The 7,275-nt window shown below is 67.2% G+C and carries 6 protein-coding genes; 1 reads left to right on the top strand and 5 read right to left on the bottom strand.

What is annotated here, in order from left to right:
* The coding region (gene ssb / locus HUK82_RS13070; RefSeq protein ID WP_176614380.1) for a single-stranded DNA-binding protein at positions 1–435 on the bottom strand (435 nt) is incomplete at its 3' end.
* Positions 436–639: 204 nt separating this feature from the next.
* Here ssb and uvrA point away from each other — a divergent pair.
* Positions 640–3,594 carry an excinuclease ABC subunit UvrA gene (uvrA, locus tag HUK82_RS13065; protein ID WP_176614379.1) on the top strand — a complete coding sequence of 985 codons (2,955 nt, stop codon included), beginning with the start codon at positions 640–642 and terminating at the stop codon, positions 3,592–3,594.
* 29 nt (positions 3,595–3,623) lie between these two features.
* Here uvrA and HUK82_RS13060 read toward each other — a convergent pair whose 3' ends face one another.
* From HUK82_RS13060 to folP, 4 genes are all read right to left on the bottom strand, one after another.
* Positions 3,624–4,190: a GNAT family N-acetyltransferase gene (locus tag HUK82_RS13060; protein ID WP_176614378.1), complete on the bottom strand. Its 567-nt coding sequence runs from the start codon at positions 4,188–4,190 to the stop codon at positions 3,624–3,626.
* On the bottom strand, positions 4,178–4,981 hold the full coding sequence (gene thiD / locus HUK82_RS13055; protein ID WP_176614377.1) for a bifunctional hydroxymethylpyrimidine kinase/phosphomethylpyrimidine kinase: 804 nt from the start codon (positions 4,979–4,981) through the stop codon (positions 4,178–4,180). Before thiD ends, HUK82_RS13060 begins: the two co-directional genes overlap by 13 nt.
* A gap of 3 nt (positions 4,982–4,984) precedes the next feature.
* Positions 4,985–6,343 (bottom strand): phosphoglucosamine mutase, encoded by a 1,359-nt coding sequence (gene glmM, locus HUK82_RS13050; RefSeq protein ID WP_176614376.1) that lies wholly within the window; start codon positions 6,341–6,343, stop codon positions 4,985–4,987.
* Positions 6,340–7,275 (bottom strand): dihydropteroate synthase (gene folP, locus HUK82_RS13045; RefSeq protein WP_176614375.1); only part of this gene is annotated, 936 nt, incomplete at its 5' end. The genes folP and glmM, both read right to left, overlap by 4 nt.

Genomic DNA, 7,275 nt, shown 5'->3' with positions numbered 1-7,275 from the left:
GCCGTAGCCGCCGCCGCCACCACCACCGTAGCTGCCGCCACCGCCGCCATAGCCGCCCTCGTCACCGCCGCCGTCACCGCCACGGTTGCTGTCGATCAGCACCAGATCGCCCCGGAACCGGTCGACCACGACTTCGGTCGTGTAGCGTTCCTGGCCCGACTGATCGGTCCATTTGCGGGTCTGCAACGACCCTTCGATGTAGACCTTGCGGCCCTTGCGCAGGAAACGCTCGGCCACGTCGGCCACGCGCTCGTTGAAGATCACGACGCGGTGCCACTCGGTGCGCTCCTTGCGCTCGCCCGAGGCGCGGTCGTTCCAGGTTTCCGATGTCGCGACGGTCAGGGAGACGATCTTGGCGCCCGACTGCGCATTGCGGACTTCCGGGTCCTTGCCCAGATTGCCCACCAGAATCACCTTGTTCACACTGCCTGCCATACTCGCCAGTCCCATCACGCCTGAATAAACACGCCCCGGAGGACGCAGGGCCGGCAATCTAGCGCAAGAGGCCGCCTGCCGTCATGCCCGAATGGCAACGGGCGCGCCGGCGCGGCGTTGAGAGCGCGAACGGCTGGCCAAGGCGTGTGAAACGGGTTAGCACAAACACAGAACATCCTTGGCGGCACAGGCGGCACGGAGCATATGGACAGCGGACATTCTTCCACGACCGGCGCGATCCGCGTGCGCGGTGCACGGGCCCATAATCTCAAGGGCATCGATGTCGATATCCCGCGCGACCAGCTTACGGTCGTGACCGGCCTGTCGGGCTCGGGCAAGTCGTCGCTGGCGTTCGACACGATCTATGCCGAGGGGCAGCGCCGCTATGTCGAGAGCCTGTCGGCCTATGCGCGGCAGTTCCTCGAACTGATGGGCAAGCCGGACGTCGAGTCGATCGAGGGCCTGTCGCCCGCGATCTCGATCGAGCAGAAAACCACGTCGAAGAACCCGCGCTCGACGGTCGGCACCGTGACCGAAATCCACGACTACATGCGCCTGCTGTGGGCGCGGGCGGGGGTGCCGTACTCGCCCGCGACCGGTCTGCCGATCGAGGCGCAGACCGTCAGCCAGATGGTCGATCGCGTCATGGCGCTGCCCGAGGGCACGCGGCTGCTGCTGCTGGCCCCCGTCATCCGCGACCGCAAAGGCGAATACCGCAAGGAACTGGCCGAGCTTCAGCGCAAAGGCTTCACCCGCGTGAAGGTCGACGGCACGCTGTATGACATCGGGGACGCGCCGAACCTGAACCGCAAGCTGCGCCATACGCTGGAGGTCGTGGTCGATCGCATCGTGGTCAAGGACGGCGTGCAGGCGCGTCTGGCCGACAGTTTCGAGACCGCGCTGGGTCTGGCCGATGGTCTGGCCTACGCCGAGGAGGTGGTGCGCGGCGAGGCGGACGCCCCGCCCCCGATCGTGTTTTCGTCCAAATTCGCCTGTCCCGTCAGCGGTTTCACGCTGGAGGAGATCGAACCGCGGCTGTTCTCCTTCAACGCGCCGCAGGGGGCTTGCCCGGTCTGCGACGGCATCGGCACCGAGACGCATTTCGACGCCGACCTGATCGTGCCGGACACGCGCCTGTCGCTGGCCGGGGGCGCCATCGCGCCATGGCGCAACGGCCAGGGCCCCTATTACGAGCAGACCCTGGCCGCGCTCGCCGCGCATTTCGACGAATCGATCGACACGCCGTGGGGCTCGCTGTCCGTGGAACTGCGCGATGCGATCATCAACGGCACGGACGACAAGGTCGTTTTCACCTACCATGACGGCAAGCGCGCCTATGCCATCGAAAAGCCGTTCGAGGGCGTGCTGGTCAATCTGCGTCGTCGCATGGCCGAGACGGACAGCATGTGGGTGCGCGAGGAACTGGCGCGTTATCAGTCGCAACGCCCCTGCCACGCGTGCCACGGCGCGCGTCTGAAGCCGGAGGCCCTGTGCGTCCGCGTAGCGGATTCGACGATCGCCGAGGCCTCCGACCTGCCGATCCGCAAGGCACTGGCGTGGTTTTCCACCGTCGAGGCGACGCTGACGCCCCAGCGCGCGGAAATCGCACGGCGTATCCTGCGCGAAATTCTCGATCGCCTGCGGTTTCTGGACGATGTCGGGCTCGACTACCTGACGCTGTCGCGCGGGTCGGCGACCCTGTCCGGCGGCGAGAGCCAGCGCATCCGGCTGGCCAGCCAGATCGGCTCCGGCCTGACCGGGGTGCTGTATGTGCTCGACGAACCCTCGATCGGGCTGCACCAGCGCGATAACGAGCGTCTTCTGGGCACGCTGGAGCGTCTGAAAAAGCTCGGCAACACGCTGATCGTCGTCGAACACGACGAGGACGCCATCCGTTCGGCCGATTGGCTGATCGACATGGGGCCGGGCGCGGGTGTCAACGGCGGCACGGTCGTCGCGGCCGGCACACCGGCCGAGGTGGCCGCGAACACGGCCAGCCTGACCGGCGACTACCTGTCCGGCCGACGCGCGATCGCCGTGCCCGACCCGCGCCGGGCGATCGACCCGAAGCGCGCGCTGCGGATCGTGGGCGCGCGGGGAAACAACCTTCAGTCCGTCGACGCCGCGTTCCCGCTGGGCACGTTCATCTGCGTTACCGGCGTCTCCGGCGGCGGCAAATCAACGCTGGTGATCGACACGCTCTACAAGGCGCTGTCGCGGCAACTCATGGGATCGTCACAGACGCCCGCGCCGTATGACCGGCTGGAGGGTGTCGAGCAGCTCGACAAGATCATCGAGATCGACCAGTCGCCGATCGGCCGCACGCCGCGCTCCAACCCCGCGACCTACACCGATCTGTTCGCCCCTATCCGCGACTGGTTCGCCGAACTGCCCGAGGCCAAGGCGCGCGGTTACAAGCCCGGGCGCTTTTCGTTCAACGTGAAGGGCGGCCGGTGCGAGGCGTGTCAGGGCGATGGCGTGCTGAAGATCGAGATGCACTTCCTGCCCGACGTGTTCGTCACCTGTGATTCGTGCAAGGGCGCGCGCTACAACCGTGAAACGCTGGAGGTCAAGTTCCGCGGCAAGTCGATTGCCGACGTGCTGGCCATGACGGTGGACGAGGCACTGCCATTCTTTTCAGCCGTTCCCCGCATCCGTGATCGTCTGGCGATCCTGCAGAAGGTGGGGCTCGGGTATGTCGCGCTGGGTCAGCAGGCCACCACCCTGTCGGGGGGGGAGGCGCAGCGCGTCAAGCTGTCCAAGGAACTGGCGCGCCGGGCGACGGGCCGCACGCTCTATATTCTCGACGAGCCGACGACCGGCCTGCACGCCGAAGACGTTCGCAAGTTGCTGGAAGTGCTGCACGCGTTGGTCGATCAGGGCAACACGGTGCTGGTGATCGAGCATAATCTGGACGTCATCAAAACGGCGGACTGGATCGTCGATATCGGGCCGGAGGGCGGCGACGGCGGCGGCCGGATCGTGGCCCAAGGCACGCCTGAAGAGGTCGCGCAGGTGGCCGAAAGCCACACCGCACAGTTTCTGCGACCCCTGCTGCCGCGGCTTCTGGCAAAAGCGCCCGGACAGTCGGCCAGGGCGGCGAGTCCTAAACGCGGCGCGCCGGCGACAGCCGCGCGACGGAAAAAGAGCGCGGGCTGATCCACCGGGCGGCGGTGGCCACGCCGCCGTCAGCCGGGACCGCGCCTCGCTTCGGGCGGAGGGGCGGTGCACCCGGTGAGTTCGAAACGGCTGCGGGGCGGTTTGCGGCCCGTCGCGCCGTCGGTGACGAACCCCAGAGCGTTCAGTACCTTCACGGCCGGGACATTGCTTGGTGTGCATTCGGCCACGAGAAGACGCAATGGAAACAAGGTCTTCGCAAGCGGTAGGAACGCCTCCATCGCCTCTTTCGCAAGACCCTTGCGGTGGAGGCTCGGTCGCACCCAGAACCCCACTTCCAGTTCATGCGCGCCGTGCAGGATCACCCCCATGACGACGGCGAGCCGGCGCGACTCGAACAGCCAGCCACCGATGAAACGTGGCCGCCACTCGTCTCCCTCGCCCGCGATCAGTTCCCATGCGTTACGTATGGAGAACGGACTGGTCAGAAAACTGATAGTGCTGGTGATGGCTGGACTGTCCGTCATCACTTGCAGCTCAGGGGCGTCGTCGATGTCCAGAAGCCGGAAGGTCATCCGGGAGGATCGAAACGGGCGCAGATCCCCCAGATCGGGGATTTCCGTGTTCAGACGCGCCATTGGGCCTCCACCGTTACGGCATGATTGATCGGGCCGGCTCCGCCGCCATAGCCGGGTGCCTCGGCAATGGCAGCCCGCAGATAGCGCCGACCACGAATGACCGCCGCCTCCAGTGCCAGCCCCTGCGCAAGACCGGTGGCGATGGCGCTGGCCAGCGTGCAGCCCGTCCCGTGGGTGTGTCGTGTCGCGATGCGCTGGTCGGTGAAGGTTCGCACGCCGTGCTGCGTGGCCAGCACATCGGTCAGCGCGTCTCCCGCCATGTGGCCGCCCTTCAGTAGAACGGCCCGCGCCCCGAGCGCACGCAGGGCCACGGCGGCGCGTTCCATGGCGGCGACATCCACAATCGTCTCACCCAGAAGAGATTCGGCTTCGGGAATATTGGGTGTCAGCAGCGTGGCATGCGGCAGCAGGCGTCCGCGCAGTGCCTCCAGCGCACTGGCCTGCAACAGTGGGGCGCCCCCCTTGGCGACCATTACCGGGTCCAGCACCAGCGGCAGGCCGGGACGATCGGCGCAGATGGCGGCGATGACGTCGATCACCTCGGCCCGGTCCAGCATGCCCGTCTTGATCACGTCCGCGCCCAGATCATCCAGGACCGCGTGCATCTGCGCCGCAACGAAGGGTGCCGGGACCGGCATCACGTCGCGCACGCCGAGGGTGTTTTGTACCGTCAGGGCCGAGAGTGCGGTCATCGCGAACCCATCCAGCGCCGTCACCGCCTTGATATCGGCCTGAATCCCCGCGCCACCCCCGCTGTCGCTGCCCGCGACGATCAACACCCGGCCCCTCATGGTTCAGGCCACCGGGGCAACACGCACAATAGCGTCACACATGTCACTCACGACCTCCTCGACCAGTTGCGCATCCTCGGCCTCCGCCATCACGCGGATCAGGGGTTCGGTGCCGCTTTTGCGCAGTACCAGACGCCCACAGCCGTCCAGACGAGACTCGACGCGCGCCCGCATCTCCAGAACGGATGGTTCGGTCAGCGGATTGCTGCCGGCGAATCGTACGTTACGCAACAATTGTGGATAAGGCGTAAAGACATTGCAGACCGCGCTGGCCGGTCGACCGTCCTCGACCAGGACGGCGAGGATCTGCAGGGCCGCCACAAGCCCGTCTCCGGTGGTCGCGAAATCCGACAGGACGATGTGCCCGGACTGCTCGCCGCCGACATTGGCGCCCATCTCGCGCATTTTCTCGACGACATAACGATCGCCGACCGCCGTCCGTACCAGGCGCAGCCCCTCGTCGGCCAGACACCGCTCAAGCCCCATGTTCGACATCACCGTCGCCACCACGGCGCCGGACACCAGTCGCCCCTGACGGGCCCAGGACCGTGCGACCAAGCCCAGCAACTGGTCGCCGTCGATCAGGCGGCCGGTTTCGTCGGCGATCAGAACGCGATCCGCGTCGCCGTCCAGCGCGATCCCGAAATCGGCACCATTATCGACCACGGCCCGGCACATGGCATGTGGACTGGTGGAACCGCAGTCGGCGTTGATGTTGGTGCCATCGGGCGCGCAGCCGATGCGGATCACCTCCGCCCCCAGCTCCCACAACGCGGTGGGCGCGACGCGGTAGCCCGCGCCGTTCGCGCAGTCGATCACGATCTTCAGGCCGTCGAGCCGCCGCCCGCGCGGAAAGGAGGCCTTCGCCGCCTCGATATAGCGGCCGGCTGCGTCATTGAGGCGCGAGGCGCGGCCGATCTTCGCCGGTGCGGCCAGCCGCGCGGCCAGATCGGTGTCCATCATGGCCTCGATCGCGGATTCGGTCTCGTCGGACAGCTTGAATCCGTCCGGACCGAACAGCTTGATCCCATTGTCCTCGAACGGATTGTGCGAGGCGGAAATCATGACCCCCAGATCGGCGCGCAACGAACGCGTCAGCATTGCGATCGCCGGCGTGGGCATCGGGCCCACGAACGTCACGTCCATCCCCGCCGACAGAAAGCCCGCGACCAGCGCGCTTTCGATCATGTAGCCCGAAAGCCGTGTGTCCTTGCCGATCAGGACCCGGTGACGATGGCCGCCGCGCTGAAAGTGCAGGCCCGCCGCCTGTCCCAGACGCTGCGCGATCTCGACGGTCATCGGGGTGCGGTTCGCGGTGCCGCGAATGCCGTCCGTGCCGAACAGGGTTCTGGTGGTGCTCATGATGTCGACCTGTCCTGAAGCGATGGCGGTGAAACGCCTTGTTTTGTTGCCTGTCTACCGGATGGGTGAAGGGCCTGCCAGACCCGCAGCGCCTGTATCATCGGCTCCACGGCGTGAACGCGCAGGAGCGCGCCGGGCAGATCGAGCCCCGGCAGCGTTGCGGCCAGTGTCCCGGGATCGCGGTCGTCGGCCCGGGCGACCCCGGTTATCTGGCCGATGAAACGTTTGCGCGATGTGCCGACCAGCACGCGACAGCCAAGATTGGCCAAAATTGGCAGGCGGCGCAGAAGCGTGATGTTCTGCGCGGCGTCCTTGGCGAAGCCGAACCCCGGGTCCACCAGGATTCGATCGCGCGCGATCCCGGCGTCCTCTGCAATAGCCACGCGCGCGCCCAGTTCGCGCACGACGTCGACGGCCACGTCGTCGTACACCGCCAGCGCGTTCATCGTCTCCGGAGTGCCGCGCATATGCATCAGGATGACGGGCGTCGTGTGACGCGCCAGCATCGGGGCCGCGTCGGGATCATGCGCCAGCGCCGAGACATCGTTGATGACGTCCGCCCCGGCCTCCAGCGCGCGCGCCATGACCTCGGCATGGCGCGTATCGACCGAGATCAGGCCGCCCGCGCCGCGCAACCCGGCGATCACCGGGCCTACACGGCGCCATTCCTCGCCCGGCGGCAGCGGCTGGGCGCCGGGGCGGGTGCTTTCGCCACCGATATCGAGAATTGTCGCACCCGCGGCCAGCATCCGTCGCCCGGCCGCGATGGCATCGTCAGCTTGTGCGTGCTGGCCGCCATTGCTGAAACTGTCGGGGGTCGCGTTCAGGATCCCCATCACCAGCGCCCCCGGCGGCAGGGTGGCATCCGGCGGCCCGCCGGTCACGCGTTCGCGCTCCGGACGCCAGTCGGCGGGGATGTCCGGTGCGGCGAC

The sequence above is a fragment of the Ameyamaea chiangmaiensis genome, assembly GCF_013376175.1.
Taxonomy (GTDB): domain Bacteria; phylum Pseudomonadota; class Alphaproteobacteria; order Acetobacterales; family Acetobacteraceae; genus Ameyamaea; species Ameyamaea chiangmaiensis.
The sequence above is the reverse complement of the archived record's forward strand: the minus strand, read 5'-3'. Positions and strand labels throughout refer to the sequence as shown.

Bases quoted from the DNA above. Each gene is read 5' to 3' on its own strand.
- uvrA (WP_176614379.1), top strand. From the start codon at position 640: ATGGACAGCGGACATTCTTCCACGACCGGCGCGATCCGCGTGCGCGGT.
- HUK82_RS13060 (WP_176614378.1), bottom strand. From the start codon at position 4,190: ATGGCGCGTCTGAACACGGAAATCCCCGATCTGGGGGATCTGCGCCCG.
- thiD (WP_176614377.1), bottom strand. From the start codon at position 4,981: ATGAGGGGCCGGGTGTTGATCGTCGCGGGCAGCGACAGCGGGGGTGGC.
- glmM (WP_176614376.1), bottom strand. From the start codon at position 6,343: ATGAGCACCACCAGAACCCTGTTCGGCACGGACGGCATTCGCGGCACC.